At 72.3% G+C, this 19,811-nt stretch carries 23 protein-coding genes and 1 pseudogene; 15 read left to right on the top strand and 9 right to left on the bottom strand.

All coding sequences use genetic code 11. The annotated features are described in order from the left end of the window. Window positions 1–12: 12 nt before the first annotated feature. The 6 genes and pseudogenes from OHA55_RS00515 (at window position 13) to OHA55_RS00490 (ending at window position 4,922) form a co-directional block, all read left to right on the top strand. Complete coding sequence (locus tag OHA55_RS00515; protein WP_266710372.1) at window positions 13–1,212, top strand: beta-ketoacyl synthase; 1,200 nt, start codon at window positions 13–15, stop codon at window positions 1,210–1,212. After that, a complete protein-coding gene (locus tag OHA55_RS00510) occupies window positions 1,209–2,102 on the top strand; it encodes an acyl-CoA desaturase (RefSeq protein WP_266701670.1) in 894 nt (297 codons plus the stop codon). The genes OHA55_RS00515 and OHA55_RS00510 overlap by 4 nt, the downstream gene beginning before the upstream one ends. After that, the gene (locus OHA55_RS00505) at window positions 2,099–2,881 is read left to right on the top strand and encodes a thioesterase II family protein (RefSeq protein WP_266701668.1); all 783 of its coding nucleotides are present in this window, start codon (window positions 2,099–2,101) and stop codon (window positions 2,879–2,881) included. The genes OHA55_RS00510 and OHA55_RS00505 overlap by 4 nt, the downstream gene beginning before the upstream one ends. Before the next feature lie 180 nt (window positions 2,882–3,061). Continuing rightward, window positions 3,062–3,685 carry a flavin reductase family protein gene (locus OHA55_RS00500; RefSeq protein ID WP_266710371.1) on the top strand — a complete coding sequence of 208 codons (624 nt, stop codon included), beginning with the start codon at window positions 3,062–3,064 and terminating at the stop codon, window positions 3,683–3,685. Between the two features lie 47 nt (window positions 3,686–3,732). Next, window positions 3,733–3,999 (top strand): hypothetical protein, encoded by a 267-nt coding sequence (locus OHA55_RS00495; protein ID WP_266701666.1) that lies wholly within the window; start codon window positions 3,733–3,735, stop codon window positions 3,997–3,999. Window positions 4,000–4,141: 142 nt separating this feature from the next. Beyond that, a pseudogene (locus OHA55_RS00490) lies at window positions 4,142–4,922 on the top strand (ABC transporter permease). A 73-nt stretch (window positions 4,923–4,995) separates the two neighbouring features. Here the strand turns inward: OHA55_RS00490 and OHA55_RS00485 are convergent. The 3 genes from OHA55_RS00485 to OHA55_RS00475 all read right to left on the bottom strand — a co-directional run bounded on the left by OHA55_RS00485 (window position 4,996) and on the right by OHA55_RS00475 (window position 7,356). Continuing rightward, entirely contained in the window at window positions 4,996–5,220 is a 225-nt protein-coding gene (locus tag OHA55_RS00485) for a hypothetical protein (protein ID WP_266701665.1), read from the bottom strand. Window positions 5,221–5,520: 300 nt separating this feature from the next. Further along, on the bottom strand, window positions 5,521–6,393 hold the full coding sequence (locus tag OHA55_RS00480; protein ID WP_266701664.1) for an undecaprenyl-diphosphate phosphatase: 873 nt from the start codon (window positions 6,391–6,393) through the stop codon (window positions 5,521–5,523). Between the two features lie 249 nt (window positions 6,394–6,642). After that, complete coding sequence (locus OHA55_RS00475) at window positions 6,643–7,356, bottom strand: TVP38/TMEM64 family protein (protein WP_266701662.1); 714 nt, start codon at window positions 7,354–7,356, stop codon at window positions 6,643–6,645. A gap of 202 nt (window positions 7,357–7,558) precedes the next feature. On the opposite strand from OHA55_RS00475, the gene OHA55_RS00470 reads away from it, so the two are divergent. The 3 genes from OHA55_RS00470 (at window position 7,559) to OHA55_RS00460 (ending at window position 10,003) form a co-directional block, all read left to right on the top strand. Next, window positions 7,559–7,741: a hypothetical protein gene (locus OHA55_RS00470; RefSeq protein WP_266701660.1), complete on the top strand. Its 183-nt coding sequence runs from the start codon at window positions 7,559–7,561 to the stop codon at window positions 7,739–7,741. A gap of 91 nt (window positions 7,742–7,832) precedes the next feature. Next, window positions 7,833–9,008: an elongation factor Tu gene (gene tuf, locus OHA55_RS00465; protein ID WP_266701658.1), complete on the top strand. Its 1,176-nt coding sequence runs from the start codon at window positions 7,833–7,835 to the stop codon at window positions 9,006–9,008. A gap of 149 nt (window positions 9,009–9,157) precedes the next feature. After that, the gene (locus OHA55_RS00460) at window positions 9,158–10,003 is read left to right on the top strand and encodes a spermidine synthase (RefSeq protein ID WP_266701654.1); all 846 of its coding nucleotides are present in this window, start codon (window positions 9,158–9,160) and stop codon (window positions 10,001–10,003) included. Here the strand turns inward: OHA55_RS00460 and OHA55_RS00455 are convergent. Both OHA55_RS00455 and OHA55_RS00450 read right to left on the bottom strand, forming a co-directional pair. Next, window positions 9,965–11,365 (bottom strand): MFS transporter, encoded by a 1,401-nt coding sequence (locus tag OHA55_RS00455; RefSeq protein ID WP_266701652.1) that lies wholly within the window; start codon window positions 11,363–11,365, stop codon window positions 9,965–9,967. The genes OHA55_RS00460 and OHA55_RS00455 overlap by 39 nt on opposite strands. 162 nt (window positions 11,366–11,527) lie before the next feature. Beyond that, window positions 11,528–12,685, bottom strand: coding sequence for a hypothetical protein (locus tag OHA55_RS00450; protein WP_266701651.1), 1,158 nt, complete (start codon window positions 12,683–12,685; stop codon window positions 11,528–11,530). Window positions 12,686–12,780: 95 nt separating this feature from the next. Here OHA55_RS00450 and OHA55_RS00445 point away from each other — a divergent pair, with 95 nt between their 5' ends. Together OHA55_RS00445 and OHA55_RS00440 are read left to right on the top strand one after the other, a co-directional pair. Beyond that, entirely contained in the window at window positions 12,781–13,236 is a 456-nt protein-coding gene (locus OHA55_RS00445) for a DUF4442 domain-containing protein (RefSeq protein ID WP_266701649.1), read from the top strand. Between the two features lie 171 nt (window positions 13,237–13,407). Then, entirely contained in the window at window positions 13,408–14,058 is a 651-nt protein-coding gene (locus OHA55_RS00440) for a DedA family protein (protein WP_266701647.1), read from the top strand. A gap of 97 nt (window positions 14,059–14,155) precedes the next feature. On the opposite strand, the gene OHA55_RS00435 is transcribed toward OHA55_RS00440, so the two are convergent. Continuing rightward, a complete protein-coding gene (locus OHA55_RS00435) occupies window positions 14,156–14,695 on the bottom strand; it encodes a gamma carbonic anhydrase family protein (RefSeq protein ID WP_266701645.1) in 540 nt (179 codons plus the stop codon). Window positions 14,696–14,826: 131 nt separating this feature from the next. On the opposite strand from OHA55_RS00435, the gene OHA55_RS00430 reads away from it, so the two are divergent. Continuing rightward, window positions 14,827–15,576 carry an acyltransferase gene (locus tag OHA55_RS00430; protein WP_266701643.1) on the top strand — a complete coding sequence of 250 codons (750 nt, stop codon included), beginning with the start codon at window positions 14,827–14,829 and terminating at the stop codon, window positions 15,574–15,576. A 55-nt stretch (window positions 15,577–15,631) separates the two neighbouring features. Here the strand turns inward: OHA55_RS00430 and OHA55_RS00425 are convergent, their stop codons facing one another. Further along, window positions 15,632–16,498: a DMT family transporter gene (locus OHA55_RS00425; RefSeq protein ID WP_266701641.1), complete on the bottom strand. Its 867-nt coding sequence runs from the start codon at window positions 16,496–16,498 to the stop codon at window positions 15,632–15,634. A 100-nt stretch (window positions 16,499–16,598) separates the two neighbouring features. Here OHA55_RS00425 and OHA55_RS00420 point away from each other — a divergent pair, with 100 nt between their 5' ends. Next, complete coding sequence (locus OHA55_RS00420; RefSeq protein ID WP_266701640.1) at window positions 16,599–17,171, top strand: helix-turn-helix domain-containing protein; 573 nt, start codon at window positions 16,599–16,601, stop codon at window positions 17,169–17,171. Between the two features lie 50 nt (window positions 17,172–17,221). Further along, window positions 17,222–17,782, top strand: coding sequence for a YbaK/EbsC family protein (locus OHA55_RS00415; protein WP_266701638.1), 561 nt, complete (start codon window positions 17,222–17,224; stop codon window positions 17,780–17,782). A gap of 69 nt (window positions 17,783–17,851) precedes the next feature. Here OHA55_RS00415 and OHA55_RS00410 read toward each other — a convergent pair whose 3' ends face one another. Then, window positions 17,852–18,259 (bottom strand): CoA-binding protein, encoded by a 408-nt coding sequence (locus OHA55_RS00410; protein WP_266701636.1) that lies wholly within the window; start codon window positions 18,257–18,259, stop codon window positions 17,852–17,854. 144 nt (window positions 18,260–18,403) lie between these two features. Then, complete coding sequence (locus tag OHA55_RS00405) at window positions 18,404–18,793, bottom strand: twin-arginine translocation signal domain-containing protein (protein WP_266701634.1); 390 nt, start codon at window positions 18,791–18,793, stop codon at window positions 18,404–18,406. Between the two features lie 277 nt (window positions 18,794–19,070). Here OHA55_RS00405 and OHA55_RS00400 point away from each other — a divergent pair, with 277 nt between their 5' ends. After that, window positions 19,071–19,697 (top strand): YigZ family protein, encoded by a 627-nt coding sequence (locus tag OHA55_RS00400; protein WP_266701632.1) that lies wholly within the window; start codon window positions 19,071–19,073, stop codon window positions 19,695–19,697. Window positions 19,698–19,811 lie beyond the last annotated feature (114 nt).

Genomic DNA, 19,811 nt, shown 5'->3' with positions numbered 1-19,811 from the left:
ACCGGCCTGGGGATGATCACCCCGGCCGGGGACGGCGTCGAGGCGACCTGGAACCGGGTGTGCGAGGGCCTTCCGACAGCTACGCCCGACCCGGCCCTCGCCGGACTGCCGGTGGACTTCTCCTGCCGGCTTCCGGCGGGCGTGGACGGGAACCGGGCCGTCGGAAGGCGCGACGCCTGGCGCATGAGCCGGGTGGCCAAGGTCGCGGTCGCAGCCGCCCGCGATGCGATAGGCGATGCCGGCCACGACCCGGAGACCTGGAACTCGAGGCGCGTGGCCGTGGTGATGGGCTGTGGCGTCGGGGACCTCGCGCTCTGGGCGGACCAGACGCACCGGCTGCGGGAGAAGGGACCGGGGAGCGTGTCCCCGACCTCGATGCCGCGGGCGCTGGTCAACATGCCGGCCGGCGAGGTCGCCCTCGCGCTCGGCGCGCGCGGGCCCAGCATGGCCGCAGTGACCGCCTGCGCGTCCGGCGCCACGGCACTGGCGACGGCACGCAGACTGTTGCAGCTCGGTCTGTGTGACATCGCGGTGGCGGGGGGCGTGGAGATGGCGATCGACCCGCTCCCGGTGACCGCCTTCCACCAGATGGGTGCCCTGTCCGTGCGCCGCGACGACGTGGCGGGGGCGTCCCGGCCGTTCGCCGCCGCCAGGGACGGATTCGTGATGGGTGAGGGCGCCGCCGTACTCGTCCTGGAACGCGCCGAGGACGCGGCAGCCCGCGGCGGCCGCACCCGGGCCGTGCTCGCGGGCTCCGGCGAGACGACGGACGCCCACCACCCCACGACGCCCCATCCGGGCGGGCTGGGCTCCGAGGACGCGCTGAGGCTCGCGCTGGAGGACGCCGGACTGGCACCGGGAGACGTGGACCACGTCAACGCCCATGCCACGTCGACGCCCTCGGGCGACGCCGCGGAAGCCACCATGATCGCCCGAGTCCTGCCGCACGCGCCCAGTGTCACGGCTGTCAAGGGTGTGCTCGGACACACCCTCGGCGCGGCAGGGGCCATCGAGGCTGCCTTGACCGTGCTCAGTATCGAACGCGGCATCGTGCCGCCGATCGCCAACCTCACGGAAGACACGGCCGAATTCGACCTCGACTGCGTGACAGGGACGGCCCGCCCCCAGCGGATCCGCACCGCCGTGACCAACTCCTTCGGATTCGGCGGCCACAATGTCGTGCTGGTCCTCACGTCGGGAGCCACCCGATGAGTCGCCCGGGCCGGCGCGACCGCGTGACCCTCTACGCCATCATCGGCCTGCCCTTCGCAGCGATCCTCGCCGCCGTACCGGTGGCGTGGGGATGGGGCATCGGCTGGACCGACGTGGTGATCGCCGTGGCGATGTACTGCGTCACGATGCTGGGCGTCAGCATGGGCTTCCACCGGTACTTCACCCACGGCGCGTTCAAGGCCAACAAGGCCCTTCACACCGGGCTTGCCGTCGCCGGCAGCCTCGCCCTGCAGGGACCGCCGATCGCATGGGTGGCCGACCACCGGATGCACCACAAGTACGCCGACGCAACGGGCGACCCGCATTCGCCCTGGCGCTTCGGCACGTCCGCGCCGGCCCTGGCCAAGGGCATGGCGTACGCCCATGTGGGCTGGCTGTTGGGGAAGCACGCGTCCTTCGTGACCTACGCCCCCGACCTGCTGCGGGACCCGGTCGTCGTCCGGGTGTCCCGCGGGTACTGGCGCTGGGTGTCCGTGTCCGTGCTGCTGCCGCCGCTACTGGGAGCCCTGCTGACGTGGTCGTGGTCCGGAGCCCTGACCGCGTTCTTCTGGGGCTCCCTGGTGCGCATCGGGCTGGTCCACCACGTCGAATGGTCGATCAACTCCATCTGCCACGTCGCGGGGGACCGGCCCTTCGCCGCGCGTGACAAGTCGGGGAACGTGTGGTGGCTGGCGCTGCTCACCTTCGGCGACGCCTGGCACAACCTGCACCACGCGGAACCGACCTCGGCGCGTCACGGAGTGCTGCGCGGCCAGATCGACATCGCGGCGCGCGTCATCCGGTGGTGCGAGAGCGCGGGGCTGGCCTGGGACGTCCGGTGGCCCGATCCCGTCCGGCTCGCCCGGCGCCGCGTGGAAGGAGGGGCATGATCCTGCCGGCGGGCACCGCGGGCACCGCGGCCCGCGCACGGATGTGGCACCGCCCGGCCGTGGGCGCGCGGCCCCGGTACAGGCTGGTCTGCATCCCCCACGCGGGCGGCGGCACCGCCGCGTACCAGCCGTGGCTGCGCCTTCTCCCGCGGGACGTGGAGGTCTGCGTCATACGGCTGCCCGGGCGGGAGAGCCGTATGAGCAGGCCTCCGCACAGCGACTTCGGGCACGCCGTGTCCGAGATCGCGGACCTGTTGAGCGGACTACCGCCCATCCCCTGGGCGTTGTACGGCCACAGCATGGGTGGTCTGCTCGCGTACGAGGTGTGCGGCGTGCTCGCGGGCGGACCGCTCCCGGAGCCGCTCTGCCTCGCAGTCGGAGGCACCGCGGCGCCTCCGCGCCATGCGGATCTTCCTCCCTGGCTCCCTCCGGGGTCCGGCCGCCGGGACGTGGTGAACCTCCTGAAGAGGTTCGGCGGCACCCCCCAAGAGGTCTTCGACAACCCCGAAATGCTGAATCTGGTGCTCAAGATGGTGGAGTCGGACTTCCTCATGCTCGACACCTACCGCCCGGGAACCCACGCGGTGCGCTGCCCCCTGTTCGCGTTCGCCGGGACCAGGGACACGGAGGTCACCCCCGCCGACGTGGCGGCCTGGCAGCACACCGCCGCGGGCTCGTTCGAACTCCGGCTGCTGGACGCCGGCCACTTCTTCGCGTACTCGCACGCCGAGGCGGTGGTGCCGTACCTGGATTCCCGGCTGCGCGCCACAGGAGCGTGATCCCGGGGCGTATCCCGCTCGTGAGGGGCCGAGGAAGTCGTCCCGAAGGGGTGCTGCGGGCAGGTGTGGCTCCGGTGGCGCGTGAGCCGGCCGTCACCGGACACCCTCCGCGGAATGAGCGATGTGGCGAGGCCGGGATGCCTGGCCGGAGTCCGCCGCCCGCGCGCGATACTGATCATCATGCGCGTCGACTTCGATCCTCAGACCATGCAGTCCTCGGCCTTCTACCGGTTCATGACCGCCGTGGTCGTGCCCCGGCCGATCGCGTGGGTTTCCACCGTCGCCGCGGACGGCACCGCCAACCTGGCACCGCACTCCTTCTTCACCATCGCCTGTGTCACGCCGCCGGTCGTCCAGTTCACCTCGGTCGGCCGGAAGGACTCGCTGCGGAACATCGAGCAGACGGGCTCGTTCGTGGTGAACCTCGCGCCCGAGCACCTCTTCGAGCAGATCAACGCGACCAGTACCGATTTCCCCCGCGGCAAGAGCGAGTTTGAGGAGGTCGGTGTCGCGGCGGAGCCCAGTCTCCGCGTGGCGCCGCCGCGGGTCGCGGCGTCGCCGGTCGCGCTCGAATGCGAGCTGCACAGCACCGTGCGCCTGGGTGACTCCACCGTGGTCTTCGGCCGGGTGGTGCACGCGGCCGTCGACGACGCGGTCCTGGTGGACGGCCACCCGGAGATCACCCGGATGCGCCCGCTCACCCGGCTCGGCAAGAACGAGTGGGGCACGCTCGGCGGCATCCGCGAGATCGCCCGGGTGCCCTGGGCCCAGTGGCAGAAGGGCGAGGGTCCCGAAGGGCGGTGAGCTGTCCGCGCACTGCGGTTGTCAGTGGTGGGTGCGATCCTGCCCGTATGGACGAGCTGATGCGGCGTCGGGTGTACGGCGCCGACCATGAGGACCCGGACCCCGGACCGCGCCCCGGGCACACCTATCGCGAGCTGGTCGGCGGCCCCCTGGACGGGCTGCTCCTCGACGTGACCGGCTGGTCGGAGACGGCGCTGGCCGAGGGGGCCGCCCTGATCACGGAGATAGGAGCCTACGGCCCGGGCGGCCGGGCCGAGTACGGCCCCCGCCGGGGCGACCTCCACCGCTGGGACTGGCAGGGCGACACCCCGTAATCCCGGAGGGTTCCCACCGCCCGCCACTCCCTGGCTGGGGCGTGTCGTCGGACTTTGCCGTGCGATCCCACGGACCGGACGCCGCCCGGCCCGGCCTCCGGCCGAACGACGGCCCGTTGACGACACGTCCTAGGGTGGGCCGGTGACACTGAGCTCGGCATCCCTCCTCCCGGTCAACCTCACCCCTCGGCATCCTGCTGGGTGTGCTCGCGCTGGTGGCGGCGGCCGTGGCGGGGCTGTGCCGGCTGTCTCCCGGCGACCCGGCGCACCGGGCCAGGGAGATCCTGGTCGCCGGGGTGCGGGCGGCGGTGCAGCTCGCCGCGGTGTCCCTCGTCATCACGTGGGCGGTCACCGAGGTGCTGGGGCTGCTGGCGTTCCTGGCCGTCATGTTCTCCGTCGCGGTGCGCACGGCCGGGCGCCGGATCACCGACAACCACACCTGGTGGCTGACGTGCGTACCGATCGCCGCAGGAGTGGTGCCCGTGGTCGGGTCGCTGCTGCTGACCGGACTCGTACCGGTGAAGGGCGTCGCGCTGATCCCGGTCACCGGCATCCTCATCGGAGGGGCGCTCACGGTCACCGTTCAGGCCGGGCGGCGGGCGCTGGACGAGCTGGAGCAGCGGCGGGGCGAGGTGGAGGCCGCCATGGCGCTGGGGTTCTCGGACCGGGACGCCCGGGTGGAGATCGCGAGGCCCTCGGCGTCCGACGCGTTGCTGCCCGGACTCGACCAGACGCGGACGGTCGGGCTGGTCACGCTGCCGGGTGCGTTCGTCGGGATGCTGCTGGGAGGCGCGAGCCCGCTGATGGCCGGTGCGGTGCAGCTCTTCGTCCTGGTCGCGCTGATGGCCGTGCAGTCGATCGCCGTGGCGATCACCGTCGAACTCGTCGCCCGTCACCGCGTCTTCCGGTCCGCGCGGGAGTGAGGAGCGGGAACCGTACCTCGTCGGTTTTCCTCGTACGGCTCCGATACGCCGGGTGGTCCGGAGGGGCGCCGCGTCACGCCGCTTCGTAACGGTGGGCCCGGCCACCGCGCCACTCGACCCACATCGGGTTGTCGAGTATCCGGTCGGGGTCGTCCAGTCCGGCCTCGACCAGGAAGACGATCACGTCCTGGTCCGAATGGGCGAGCCCCAGTATCTCGTCGCGGCCCTCGTGGTGGACGGTCACGCGACGGCCGCCCGAGGGGGTCGGTCGGTGTATGACGATCGGAGGAGTTGCCATGCGCCCAGGGTGCGACGGCACGGGGCGGGTCGCATCCGGCGCGGGACTGCCGCTGACTCGGCACCGTGCCGGTCCGGGGGCGACGGCACGGTGGTGGGAGGGGGTGTGTGCTTCGGGGAGACGGTGGGAGAAAAGTGGGAGACGAGCCAGGCCGATGCACCGGGACGCACCGGGATGTACTGGGACGCACCGGGATGCACTGGGACGCTGGGGAAGCCGGGCATGCCGGGGATGCCCTCGTGACGTGCGCATGCCTCCAGGCGGAACCTGGAGGCATGCGCGGCGCACACTACGGCTCGGTCAGTTCGCCGACTCGCCCGCGTGGGGGCTCAGCACGCCCGCGCTGACCAGGGCGAAGAGCACGATGCCGAGGACCACGCGGTAGTAGACGAAGGGCATGAAGCTCTTGGACGAGATGAACTTCATGAACCATGAGATGACCACATAACCGACCACGAACGCGACCAGCGTCGCGAAGATCGTCGGGCCCCAGGAGACATGGCCCTCGCCCGCGTCCTTGAGCTCGAAGACGCCGGAAGCCAGGACCGCGGGAATGGCCAGCAGGAAGGAGTAGCGGGCCGCGGCCTCGCGGGTGTAGCCCATCAGGAGACCACCGCTGATGGTGGCGCCCGAACGGGAGACACCCGGGATCAGCGCCATCGCCTGGCAGACGCCGTAGATCAGGCCGTCCCGGACACCCAGGTCCTTGAGGGACTTGCGCTCCTTGGCGGCGCGGTGCCTGCCGCCCGCCTCGTCCCGGGCCGCGAGCCGGTCCGCGATGCCGAGGACGATGCCCATGACGATGAGGGTCGTCGCGATCAGACGGAGATCACGGAAGGGGCCCTCGATCTGGTCCTTGAAGGCCACCCCCAGGACACCGATCGGGATCGAGCCGACGATGACCAGCCAGCCCATCTGGGCGTCGTGGTTGCTGCGCATCTCACGGTCGAAGAGCGACCGGAACCAGGACGAAATGATGCGGGCGATGTCCTTGCGGAAGTAGATGATCACCGCCGCTTCCGTGCCGATCTGGGTGATGGCGGTGAACGCGGCGCCGGGGTCGTGCCACCCGGCGAAAGCGGCGGTCAGCCGCAGATGCGCGCTGGAGGAGATCGGCAGGAACTCGGTCAGTCCCTGAACGAACCCCAGGACGAATGATTCGAACCAGCTCATGGGGCTTAGGCCATCCCGGAGGTGATCAGGCTACGGCCGCACGACATGGAGACGTCGGCAGCGTGCGAATACGGTCAGAAAAGGGCAAGGCGAGAGCCTCGGAGATCTTTTGTCGTCGGGCGCAGGGTATCGCCTGCGGGTGAACGGCTTGCTCCCTGCCCCCCGTCCCAGGACCCTTTTCCCGCCCCTTCCCGGCCTTCCCCGCACCCTTGCCGCAGCGACTTCGCCGCCCGGCGCGGGCGTGCGGGATCAGGCGGCCTTGCCGAACCGATGACGTTTGCGCCAGGCGACCACCGCTCCTCCGACGCCCGACAGCACGATGAAACCCATCGCGACGAGGAACGCGGGGGAGGTGGGCGAGGCTGCCTCGCTGCCGGCCACGACGTAGGCGGCGGTGTTGGGGATGGACCCGAGCCCGGTCGCCAGGAGGAACGGCGCGTACCGCATGCGCGAGGTCGCCGCGCAGTAGTTGGCGGCCGCGAACGGCACGCCCGGGAAGAGCCGGAGCGCCAGCATGGAACGGAAACCGTGCCGGCTCAGCAGGCGGTCCGCCGCCTTCAGCCACCGCCCGCGCACCAGGGTGCGCAGCGCGTCCTGCCCCAGCACCCGGCCGAGCAGAAAGGAGATGCCGGCCCCGAGCACGGTGCCCGCGAGGGCCGTGACCAGACCCGTCTGGGTACCGAAGAGCGCTCCGGCCGCCAGGTTGAGGAGAGGGCGCGGCGCGAAGGCCACGGTGGAGACGCCGTACGCCAGTCCGAACAACAGGGCCGCCGTGCCGCCCGTCAACTGGGACGGCCAGCCCGAGGAGAGCATCCGCTGTGGGTCGAACAGCAGCATGGTCGACGCGGCGGCGGCCAGTACGACCACGAGCAGGGAGAACCGGGACCAGGGGGACAGCAGCGCCTTCGAACAGCGCAGGGCCGGACCGTTGCGGGGACGGGCCGCGGGGACGGGTTCGAACATTTGGGGAGAGTAACGGAAAGAGGCATGTGATCGCCGTAATGTACGCGTGATGATCTGACGGTCCGACAGGATCGGTGCGGTGAACCTCCGCCGCGCACGCGCCGTGCCGGGCGCGTCCGTCGACGGAGACCGAACCCCTGGCAGCGCCTCGCGGCCGGAAAACCGGTCGACGCACACGGCCTCGACCGGCCATCATCCAGGCATGTCCCGGTACGCCTTCCTCGCAGCGCCGTCCGCAGTCGCGGACGCGCCGAAGGCTGCCGCGGACGCCTGGGCCGTCGCGCACACCGCGGCGACGCCCACCACCGCGGCACTCCCCGTGGTGGCACTCCCCGCCGCAGCCACCACCGCTGCCCCGGCATTCCTGGGCGGCGCCCGAAGCTGACCCTCCTCCGACTGTCCGGCGGACCCCGCGAGGGGAGGGTCGGACGGGCACAGGGGTCCCCTCTCACGGCTTCGAAACCAAGGAACGAGCCATGTCCAAGACGGCATACGTGCGCACCAAGCCCCACCTCAACATCGGCACCATGGGCCACGTCGACCACGGAAAGACCACTCTCACCGCCGCCATCACCAAGGTCCTCAGCGCGCGGCCGGGAGCCGCCACCTCGTACGTCGCGTTCGACCGGATCGACCGCGCCCCCGAGGAGAGCCGGCGCGGCATCACCATCAACCTCGCGCACGTCGAGTACGAGACCGACACCCGGCACTACGCCCACGTCGACATGCCGGGCCACGCCGACTACATCAAGAACATGGTCACGGGGGCCGCCCAGCTCGACGGGGCGATCCTCGTCGTCTCCGCGCTCGACGGCGTGATGCCGCAGACCGCCGAGCACGTGCTGCTGGCCCGGCAGGTCGGCGTCGACCACATCGTCGTCGCCCTCAACAAGGCCGACGCCGCCGACCCCGAGCTGGCCGAACTGGTCGAACTGGAGGTGCGCGACCTGCTCTCCGCCCACGGATACGGCGGCGACCTCGTGCCCGTCGTCCAGGTCTCCGGGCTCGGGGCGCTGGACGGCGACCCGCGCTGGACGGCGGCGATCGAGGGGCTGCTCGACGCGGTGGACACGTACGTGCCGATGCCCGTGCGCTACACCGACGCGCCCTTCCTGCTCCCGGTGGAGAACGTGCTCACCATCACCGGGCGCGGCACCGTCGTCACCGGCGCGGTCGAGCGCGGCACCGTACGCATCGGCGACCGCGTCCACGTGCTCGGCGCGGACACCGAGACGGTCGTCACCGGTCTGGAGACCTTCGGCAGGCCGATGGAGTCCGCGCAGGCCGGCGACAACGTGGCCCTGCTGCTGCGCGGGGTGGAAAGGGACCGGGTCCGGCGGGGCCATGTCGTCGCGGCGCCCGGCAGCGTCACCCCGACGCGCCGCTTCACCGCGCAGGTCTACGTCCTGTCCGCCCGCGAGGGCGGCCGCACCACCCCGGTCGCCACCGGCTACCGGCCCCAGTTCTACATCCGGACCGCGGACGTGGTCGGCGATGTGGACCTGGGGGAGGCGGCGGTCGCGCGCCCGGGGGAGACGGTCACCATGACCGTCGAGCTCGGCCGGGACGTGCCGCTGGAGCCCGGACTCGGCTTCGCGATCCGTGAGGGCGGTCGCACCGTCGGAGCCGGCACCGTCACCGCGCTGCTCTGACGGCCACGGCCACGGCATGCCGCGACCCGGCGCTGGGGTCCGACGGCGCAGCGGCCCGACGGCCCGGGCCCGTCTTCCCCACCCCGGGGGAGGCGGGCCCGGCTTCCGCGCCGGACGACCCACCCCGCCGGACGCCTCACAATGGGGGAGTGAACGAGCCCATACCCGTCATCCGCGAGGTCGACCACGGCACCGCCCGCCTGCTGCCCGACGTGGACCGGGACCGCGCGTGGCTTCTGACGGTCGACGGGGCCCCGCAGTCCTACGTGGACCTGGACGACCCCGCGCACCTGGAGTTCGAGTACGTCCAACGCCTCGCGCACGTACTGGACACCGCCGCGGACCCCGGGGAACCGCTCGACGTCCTGCACCTGGGCGGCGGGGCGCTGACCCTGCCGCGCTACACCGCAGCCACCCGGCCCGGCTCCCGTCAGCGGGTCGCCGAGGCCGACCGGGGACTGCTGGAGTTGGTGGCGGAGCAGCTCCCGCTGCCGGACGGCAGCGGCATCGCCGTGCACGCCGAGGACGCGCGGGAACTGCTGGAGCGGACCGCGCCCGGCTCCGTCGACGTGCTGATCGCCGACGTCTTCGGCGGGTCGCGCGTCCCGGCGCACCTCACCTCGGTCGAGTACGCCCGAGCCGCCGCCCGGGTCCTGCGTACGGACGGGATCTACGCCGCCAACCTCGCCGACAGCGCGCCCTTCGGCTTCCTCCGGTCGCAGCTCGCCGGCTTCGCCTCCGTCTTCACCGAGCTGGCGGTCGTCGCCGAACCCGCCGTGCTGCGCGGCCGGCGCTTCGGGAACGTCGTCCTGCTCGCCTCCCACGCACCGCTGGACACCGCCGCGCTCACCCGGCGCTGCGCCGGCGACGCCTTCCCCGCCCGGGTCGAGCACGGCCCGGCGCTCACCCGCCTGATCGGCCGGGCGGAGCCGGTCGGCGACCGCGACGCGGTCGCCTCACCCGAGCCGCCCGAGGGCGCCTTCAGCATCGGCTGAGGAAGCGGCAGGCAGCCCGCCGGCCGCGAGCACACCGGCGGAGAGCCCACCGGCGGGCAGGGCGCCGGCGGCCGGTACGCCGGGCGAGTCCTCGGATCCCGGGTCGCCCGCCATGACGGGCGCGGTGGGCTCGCGCCGGGTCATGTTCCGTACGTCCGGTACGAGCAGCACCAGCGCGGTCATGACCACCACCAGCGCGGCGCACCCCCACAGCGCCGTACTCCGCCCGACGAGCCCTTCCACCGGGCCGGCCACCGCCGTGGCGAGCGGCAGCATCGCGACGGAACCGAACCAGTCGTAAGCGGAGACCCGGGACAGCTTGTCCTCGGGGATCTCCTGATGCATCGTCGTCATCCAGGACACCCCGAACACCTCTATGGCGACGCCGCTCACGAACATCACGACGCAGAGCCCGGCCACCGGCAGTGGCACGGCGAGCGCGGCCGAGGGGAGTGCCAGCGGGAAGACACCGAGCGTTCCCGCGAGCAGCAGCCGTCGCGGCTTCCACCGGGACATCAGCAGAGCGCCGCCGAGCGTGCCCACGCCGAACGTGGCGAGGGCGGTGCCCCAGGGGCCCGGGCCGCCGAATTCGTCGCGTGCGACCAGTGGACCGTAGACCGACTCGGCGGCGCCGACGACCGCCACCACCACCGAGAACTGCGCCACGATCGACCACAGCCAGGGGCGGCCGATGAATTCCCGCCACCCCTCCCGCATGTCGGAGAGGAGGCCGCCCCCAGGCTCGCGGTCGGGGATGTGGCTCACGTCGAGGAAGGCGCGGAGACCCCCGGCGATCGCGAAGCCCGCCGCGTCCAGGGCCAGGACCCAGCCGGGGTTCACCGCGGAGGCCATGATTCCGCCGAGGGCGGCCCCGCCGATGCCCGCGCCCTGGGACGACATGCGGAAGAAGGAGAAGGCGCGGCCGGCCTGCTCCGGGGTGACCGAGGACATCAGCATGCCCTCGGCGGCCGGGTTGAAGAACGCCTGCCCGGTGCCGCAGAGCGCGGTGAGGACCATCATCTGCCAGAGCTCTGCCGTGCCGGTGAGCACCAGCAGGGCGAAAGCCGCCTGGGAGACGCAGTTGAGCGCGTTGGCCGCGACCATCACCCGGTGGCGCGGCATCCGGTCCGCGACGGCCCCGCCGATCAGGATGAAGACCACCAGCGGGAGGGTGCGGGCGGCGGCGACGAGCCCGATGTCCCCGCCGTCCCCGCCCTGCTGGAGCACCGCGAAAGAGGTGGCGATGAGGGCACTGCTGCTGCCCACGCCGGTGATGACCGCGGCGGTGGTCAGCAGGGTGTAATTGCGGCCGGCCCACTCGGGGCGGCGCCGCTTAGCGGGGGAAGGTGCGGGGGATGTCACCCAGGGACTAAACACGGCGGTGGCCCGACTTGCCAAATGGATATGTCATCGCGAGGCCGTGAGATCCCGCTTTCGCCGGTTCCGCCGCCGGGCTCCAGGCGGCCGGGCGGCGGAACGAGCGGGGTGCGAGCAGCGGACGGGAAGGCCGCGACGGCCGCCGGGTCAGGAGGTGATGTCCACCAGCCGCACGGTGCTCAGGATCTTGTCGATGGTGGTGTCGGGCAGCTCGTCGTCCACGCCCGCGTTGGCGAAGAGGACCCAGCTCGCGTACGCGCCGCTGTTGTTCTTGAAGCTGAAGACGACCGACTTCCCGTCCGTGTCGCACTTGTTCTTCTTCGCCAGGCCGAGCGCGGTGGCCCGGGCGACGCTGCCGGTCAGACCGGACGTGCTGGTGTACGGCTCCGGGGCGCCGACCTTGATCTTGTCCGTGGGGTCGGTCTGCGCGTAGGCCGCCCATACCCACTGCTCCGCGGTCTTGGTCGCGGCCTCGTCGGTCGATTTGGCGCCTTGCGCACCCTTGCTGCCGACTCCGGCGAGGCTGGTCTCCTCGTCGTGCCCGTCCTTGTCGGAGTCGTCCACGCACCACTTGCTCTTGAGGTAGGCGGGCGCGGTGAAGACGGCGGCGGGCGTGCCCGTCGGGTCCTTGGCGTCCTCGAACCCGGCGCTCATGCCGGCGGACGACACCTCCCAGTCGCCCGGTACCTCGAATCGCGTCCCCCACTTGGGGTTGGTGACGACCTTCCACCCGGGCACCGTCGGCTTCGGGTCGTCGTCGCCGCTCCGTGGATTGGCGGGTGTGGAGGTCGCCGCGGTGGGCTTCACCGGGGCGGTCGGCGAGGCCTTGTGGTCGGCGACGTCCTTGCCGCCGTCCTTGTCGTCCTTCTTCAGCACCACGACGCCGGTGACGACCGCCGTCACCACGACCGCCGCCGCCGCGACCACGGCGACCAGCGCGGTCTTGCGCTTGTCGTCGGGCGGCGTCGGTCCGCCGGGAGGCGCCTGGCCGGCGTACGCCGGAACGGTCGGCTGCTGGTACGGGTTCGGCTGGGGCGGACCGCCCTGCGGATACCCGTAACCGGGCTGCTGCCCTTGCGGATAGCCGTATCCGGGCTGCTGCTGCCCTTGCGGATAGCCGTATCCGGGCTGCTGTCCCTGCGGGTAGCTCTGCGGCGGCTGCCCCTGCTGCCCCGGCTGCCCCTGTGGGTATCCCGGCTGCTGATACGGATTCGGCTGTTGCTGGTACCCCGGCTGCTGGTACGGGTTCTGGTTCGGGTCCTGCGGGTTCTGCTCGCCCCCGGGCGGCTGCTGTCCTGGCCACATGGCCAGTAACCATAGAGGGACGCGGGGACATCGGCCACGGCCGCCCACGTGAGGGTATGGCCAAGAAGATCTACCCGTGAGTAACATCTCTGGCCATGAGCGCTGCAGAAGAGAAGAACCTCGGCGAGATGCTCGCCGCGACCGTGCCGATGGTCCGTACCCTCGGCCTCGAGTTCCTGGAGACCGGAGCGGAGCGCGCGGTGCTGCGCCTGCCCGACCGAGCCGATTACCACAACCACCTGGACGGGCCGCACGCCGGAGCCATGTTCACGCTGGCCGAGTCGGCGAGCGGCGCCATCGTCATGGCGGCCTTCGGTGACCAGCTCGGCCGCGCCGTACCGCTCGCCGTCCGGGCCGAGATCGGCTATCGCAAGCTCGCCATGGGTGAGGTCACCGCGACCGCCACCCTGGGCCGCCCGGCCGCCGAGGTCGTCGCCGAGCTGGACGAGGGCAAGCGCCCCGAATTCCCCGTCACGATCGAGATCACCCGCGCCGACGGAGCCGTGACCGGTGAGATGACGGTGATCTGGACCCTGCGGCCGCACCGCTGATCCGGTTCGCCGTTCCCCGCTCCGGCTCCCGGCCGGTGTGCCACCGGGGGTCCGGGGGCCGGAGCCGGGAGCGGCCGTCCCCGACCGGGTCGCGACCGGTAGGCTGCTGGACTGTGCCATGCCGCCGCAAGGGCGGCCGGCAGGGGGAACACCCGCACGGGAGGAACGGCTTTGCACGTCCAGGAGTGGCTCGAAACCATCCCCGCGCTCAGCATCTACCTTCTGGTGGCGGGCGTCATCGGTCTGGAGAGCCTCGGCATCCCGTTGCCCGGCGAGATCGTCCTCGTCAGCGCGGCCCTGCTCGCGTCCCAGCACGGGGACATCAACCCGTACGTCCTCGGCGCCTGCGCTTCCGCGGGTGCGGTCATCGGCGACTCGATCGGCTACGCGATCGGCAGGAAGGGCGGCCGCCCGCTGCTCGCCTGGCTGGAGGCGAGATTCCCCAAGCACTTCGGTGCCGCCCAGGTGGGCATGGCGGAGCGCTCGTTCGAGAAGTGGGGCATGTGGGCGGTGTTCTTCGGCCGCTTCGTCGCACTGCTGCGCATCTTCGCGGGACCGCTCGCCGGTGTGCTGCACATGCCGTACTGGAAGTTCCTGATCGCCAACCTGCTCGGCGGAATCGTCTGGGCGGGGGGCACCACCGCCGTCATCTACTCGGTGGGCGTGGTGGCGGAGGCGTGGCTGAAGCGTTTCTCCTGGCTCGGGCTCGTGGTCGCGGTGCTCATCGGCCTGACCTCGATGCTGGTGCTGAAGAACCGTGCGAAGAAGGCGGCCGCAGCCCAGTCCGGCGAGGCCGCCACCGCCCCCGCCGCCGCGGAGTGAGGCCCGGGGCGCCGCGCGCCCCGGGACCCCGGCGCCGGCCCGCCCGGACCCGGGCCGGACCCCGCCCGGGGGCTCGCTCCGGTCCGGCGGTCCCCGCTCAGCCCGCGTGGCCCTCGTGCGCCTGCCGGTGGGCCTTGGCCAGCTCCACGTAACCGACCGCGTTGAACCTGACGCCCTCCAGCTCCTCCGCGGTGAGCGGCCGCTTGACCCGCGCGGGTACGCCCGCGACCAGGGAGCCCGGCGGCACCTGCATCCCCTGGGGGACGAGGGCCTGTGCCGCGACCAGTGATCCGGCGCCGATGCGGGCGCCGTTGAGCACGGTCGCCCCCATGCCGATCAGCACGTCGTCCTCGATCACGCAGCCGTGCAGCACGGCGTTGTGGCCGACGGACACCCGCTCTCCGACCGTGAGGGGGAAGCCCGGGTCGGTATGAACGCTGCAGTTGTCCTGGACATTGCTGTCGGCGCCCAGCGAGATCGGGCCGCAGTCCGCCCGCAGCACCGCCTGGTACCAGACGCTCGAACCCGTCGCGAGGGTGACCTCGCCGATCACGACGGCGGTGGGCGCCACGAAGGCGTCCGGGTCGACCGACGGCTCCCTGCCACCCACGCCCGTGATCAACGGCTGCTCCGCCATGGTCCGCTCCTTCGTCCGGCGATGACCTTCGGGGGAACCGTAGGTGACGGTTCCCCACCTGACGGGCATTGGGGTGAACATCACAGAGCGGAGGCCCGGAGGGGGTGAACGCGGACGGCTACCGTGAGCGGGTGCCGAAGAGCAAACACGCGTTCTCCTTTCTCTCCCGCTGGTGGCGTCACGCCGCCTCCCGCGCGGTCCACCGCGGCCGGGCATGGGTGGGGGAGCACGGCGCGGTGACCGCCGAGCACCCCGGACCGCTGCGCTTCGGCCGGATCGGGCCCGGGACGCGACTGGCGTTCCCGCAGGGCACGGTCTTCGGCGAGCCGTGGATCCACCTCGGCGACCACTGCGTCATAGCCGAACAGGTGACGCTCACCGCCGGGATGATGCCCGGTCTGGAACTGGGGCCCGACCCCATTCTGACCCTGGCCGACGGGGTGGTACTCGGCCGGGGCAGCCACGTCATCGCCGACACCACGGTGACGATCGGCTCGAACACCTACTGCGGCCCGTACGTCTACATCACCTCCACGAACCACAGTTACGACGACCCGGACCAGCCGGTCGGCAGGCAGTGGCCGCGGATGGAACCCGTGGTGATAGGGCCCGGCTGCTGGATCGGCACCGGAGCCGTGGTGCTGCCCGGCGCCCGCCTCGGCCGCAACGTCGTGGTGGCGGCCGGCGCGATCGTGCGGGGGGAGGTCCCGGACCACTCGGTCGTGGCGGGCGCTCCGGCCCGGGTGGTGCGGAGCTTCGACCCGGAACACGGCTGGCAGCCCCCGCTGCGCACACCCGCGCCCGTGCCGATTCCCGAAGGCGTCACACCAGCGCAGCTGCTGGACTTCGCCGCAGCGGAGAGCGGTCCCGCAACGGCCTGAGCCGAGGAGGGCGCGCGCGGTGTGGCTGCCGGGCGGTGCGGTGCGCCGCCCGGCCTCACCCGGAGGCCAGCAGGACCGTGCCCATCAGGGCCAGGCCCGCGCCCGCCGCCTGGATGCCGCGGAGCCGTTCCTTGAGCACCCCGCGTGCGACCAGCGTGGTCACCACCGGGTAGAGCGAGGCCAGTACCGCCGCCACCGTCACCGATCCGTGCAGCGCGGCGGTGGCGTACGTACCGTTCGCCGCGACGTCCGCGAGTCCGACGAAGGCCAGCGCGGGGAGCGCCCCGAGGACCACGGCCCGGCCGCCCTCCGCGGGCAGGGCCCGGCCCCCGCGGCGTACCGACACGAGGAGGGCCGTGCCGCCGGCCAGGACATTGGTGACCCGCTGCACGAAGAGGGCCAGGAAGAGGCCGGTCGTACCGGTCGAGGCCTCCGAGACCAGGGACATCACCGTCCCGAAGCCGAACGCGGCGACCAGCGTCAGCAGCACCGCCCGGCGGCGTACCGGCGCTCCGCGCAGCTCCGGCCCGCCCGCCAGGACGACGCCCGTCACGGCGACGGCGACCCCGGCCAGCTGCGCGGGACCCGGGCGCTCCCCGGCGACCAGGCCGACGGAGACCGGTACCGCCACGCCGAGCGACCCGAGCGGGGAGACCACACTCATCGGGCCGAGGGCGAGCGCCTTGTAGAAGCAGAGCATCGCCACCGGGCCCACCGCGCCCGCCGCCACCGCGAACCAGAGCCGGCCACCGGCCTCGCTCCACGCGCCGGTCGCCACCACGGTGACGCCCAGGACGACGACGGCGATCGCCTGCGAGACGACGACCACCGTCAGCGCGGGAATCCGGCGGGTCAGCAGGCCGCCGCCGAAGTCGGCGAGCCCCCACAGCAGGCTGGTGGCCAGGGCGAAGAGTGCTGACATGGCGGGCCTCGCAGTACAGTGCGGCGAACGGTCGGTGCAGGGGTGCACCACACCGTAGTTCATTATTTTGTACGCCGCCATCAAGGATATTGGACTGAACGTGTCTGATCTCGACCAGTTGACCCAGTCCCTGGCCCGGAACCTCAAGCGCTGGCGGGGGGAGCGCGGCTTCACGCTGGACGTTCTCGCGGCCCGTTCCGGTGTCAGTCGGGGAATGATCATCCAGATCGAGCAGGCCCGGACCAACCCGAGCGTCGGCACCACGGTGAAGCTCGCCGACGCGCTCGGCGTCAGCATCACCGCGCTCCTCGACTACGAGCAGGGCCCGCAGGTCCGCCTGGTCGCCCCGGAGCAGGCGGTCCGCCTGTGGTCGACCGAGGCCGGCAGCTCGACCACCCTGCTCGTCGGCGCCGAGGCGGGCGGGCCGTTCGAACTCTGGTCCTGGCACCTGGAGCCCGGCGACGGCAGCGCCTCGGACCCGCACCCGGAAGGAACCGTCGAACTGCTCCACGTCACTGCGGGCGAACTGACCCTCGTCGTCGGCGGCGAGGCCCACTCGGTCCCCGCGGGCACCTCGGCGACCTTCCAGGCCCACGAGGCCCACGCCTACCGCAACGAGGGCACCGAGCCGGTCGAACTGACCATGGCCGTCCGGATCCCGCCGGTCCGCTGAGCCGGCGAACCGGCAACATCCGCTCCGGCGAAGGCTGTTAGCGTGACGCCATGCGCGCACCCATGGGTAACTTCGACGAAGACGCCACCGCCCCCGCGGCCGACCGCACGGACCTGCTCGTCCCGCCGGTCGCCGAGGCGGTGACCCAGGGGTGGGGCGGCCTCGCCGCCGAGCAGATCCTGCACGTCGACACGGACCCCGACCTCGCCGACACCGCGGTCTTCGTCGAGCACTACGGAGCCGACCTGCTCGGCGGATCCGCCAACTGCGTGGTCGTCGCGGGCAAACGTGGCGCCGACGTGACCCTCGCCGCCTGCGTCGTGCTCTCCCGGACCCGCGTCGACGTCAACGGCGCGGTGCGCAAGCATCTCGGCGCCCGCAAGGCGTCCTTCGCCGCCATGGACGTCGCGGTCGGCGAGAGCGGCATGGAGTACGGCGGGATCACTCCCATCGGCCTCCCCGCCGCGTGGCCACTGCTCATCGACCCGGCCGTGCTCGACCAGGAGTGGGTCCTCATCGGCAGCGGCAGCCGTCGCGGCAAGCTCATCGTCCCCGGCAAGTCCCTCGCCGCCCTCCCGGGCGCGGTGGTGGTGGAGGGACTGGGCGTCTGACCGTTCGGACGCTCCCGGGACCCCGGTCCTCCGTCCGGCCGTGATGCGACAGGCCGCGGGCGCACCGGGTCAGCGCAGGGAGGGAATTTCGATCGCGGGGCAGCGGTCCATGACCATGTCGAGACCGGCCTCCCGCGTCCGTGCGTACGCGGCCTCGTCGATCACCGACAGCTGGAACCAGACGGCCTTCGCCCCGATCGCCACCGCCTCGTCCGCCACGGCCCCGGCCTGCTCGCTGTTGACGAAGACGTCCACCACGTCCACCGGGAACGGGATCTCCGCCAGCGAGGCGTACCCCCGCTCGCCGTGCACGGTCTCGGCCTTCGGGTGGACCGGGACGACCCGCTTGCCGAACCGCTGGAGGACCCCGGCGACCCCGTAGGCCGCCCGCGAGGTGTTGCCGGAGAGGCCGACCACGGCCCAGGTGTCCCCGGTGTCCAGCAGAATCCGGCGGATCGTCTCATCGTCTGCGTACATGTCGGCGACAACCCCGCACACGCCGACGCCATTCCCGCCGACGGCCGGTACGGCGGAGCGGGCGCCAGTCGTGCGGCCGACCCGGGGGCGCGCCCGCGGGCCCGGGGGATCCCTGGCCCGCGGGCGATCTCGCTTCCGGCGGGGTCAGTTCAGCGGGGCGGCGACGGGGGTGCCGTAGAAGGTCATCGCCGGCCAGCCCTTGGTGGCCGCGAAGTCGTTCAGGAGCTGGGCCAGTTCCAGCGGTGACACGACGTGCGCCACGGGTGTCTCGGCGTGCTCCACGCTGAACTTGATCCGCAGTTCCCCCCACTCGCCGTCCGCGTTGAAGGGCGTACGGGTGAGGCCGTCGAACAGCGTGCCCGGGGCGAATTCGGCCGCCGTCGTCGTGCTCGCCTCGGCCTGCGTGGCCTGCGTGGCCTGCGCGGCCGGTGCCTCGGCGGCTTCGGCCGGCTGTGCCGACGCGATACCGCCCAGGGCTGCCCCGGCGGCGGTCCCCGAGTATCCGAGCAGGGTTCGTCTGGAGATGCTGGACATGGTCACCCTCCCTCTGTGCGGGCTCCGCGGGCGCGTCCCGGGGGCCGCCGGTGGAGCGTATGTGCGGTGGGTGGCCGCGCGGGGGCGGGGAGGCGAAGCCGGGATGGCCACCGGACGGCCTCGGACCACCACGGTCGCGCGGTGCGACCGGGAGCCGCCGGATCCGGAAGGGCGGGAAGGGGCGGTCCGGGCGGGCGCCGAAGCCGGTGGACACCTGGTACACCGACGGCAGATTCGAGCGTGCGAGTAGTGTTCGGACAGCCCCTAGGCTGAAGGCATGCAGGAGCAGTACCGCACAGTCGCCCGAGCGGGCGTGCACGAGACCGAGATCAACCGTTCGCGCTTTCTCTGCGCGCTCGCACCCGCCGCCACCGAAAAGGAGGCGCAGGACTTCGTCGCACGCGTCCGCAAGGAGCACCCCACCGCCAGCCACAACTGCTACGCCTACGTGGTCGGCGCGGACGCCTCCGTACAGAAGGCCAGCGACGACGGCGAACCCGGTGGCACGGCCGGAGTGCCGATGCTGCAGATGCTGATGCGCCGGGAGGTCCGGTACGTGGTCGCCGTGGTGACCCGGTACTACGGCGGAGTGAAGCTCGGCGCCGGTGGCCTGATCCGGGCGTACGGGGGAGTGGTCGGCGAGGCGCTGGACGAGCTCGGCACCCTCACCCGGCAGCGCTACCGGCTGGCCACCGTCACGGTCGACCACCAGCGGGCGGGTAAACTGGAGAACGACATGAGGGCCACCGGCACCGCCGTGCGCGAGGTGCGCTACGCGGAGGCGGTCACCCTGGAGATCGGACTGCCCGACGCGGATGTGGCCGGATTCCGGTCCTGGCTCGCCGACGCGACGGCGGGCTCCGCGACACTCGAACTGGGGGGCGAGGCGTACGGGGACGTGTGACCGCGCAGCGTCCCGTGACGGGGCACGCCGGGCGGTGAGGTTCGCCACCGCCACCCCCGGCGATGCGGGGACGGGCGCCCGGCGGCATTAGCGTGGGGTCCGCACGGCCGTGCC

The organism is Streptomyces sp. NBC_00102, assembly GCF_026343115.1.
In the GTDB taxonomy this organism is placed as follows: Bacteria; Actinomycetota; Actinomycetes; order Streptomycetales; family Streptomycetaceae; genus Streptomyces.
This window is presented reverse-complemented; position numbering and strand designations above follow the sequence as displayed.